Below are 252 nucleotides of genomic sequence, written 5' to 3' on the forward strand. Positions count from 1 at the left end.
GAAAATGTCGCACCGTTGAATTTCAGAAACACCATATCTGCCCATTCATCCATAACCGTATTCGGCATCGCAGAGGACGGCCAGAAGAACGGAATTCCTATGGCTGGCGCGCCTGCTCCCAAACCAACGTTTTTGAAAATGCATAATTATCAGTCAAATGGCATGATTTCTCATTTTAACGGAATGAAAAACCATGCTTATTGGATATGTACGCGTATCAACAAATGACCAGAACACGGCTTTGCAACGTGA

General features: G+C 43.7%; 1 pseudogene. It reads right to left on the reverse strand.

The window, feature by feature from the left end:
* Nucleotides 1-140 (reverse strand): annotated as a pseudogene (locus tag OOJ60_RS24795) (phage tail protein); the annotation flags it as partial.
* Nucleotides 141-252: the final 112 nt, after the last annotated feature.

The organism is Citrobacter sp. R4, assembly GCF_026719175.1.
Classification (GTDB): Bacteria; Pseudomonadota; Gammaproteobacteria; order Enterobacterales; family Enterobacteriaceae; genus Citrobacter_A; species Citrobacter_A sedlakii.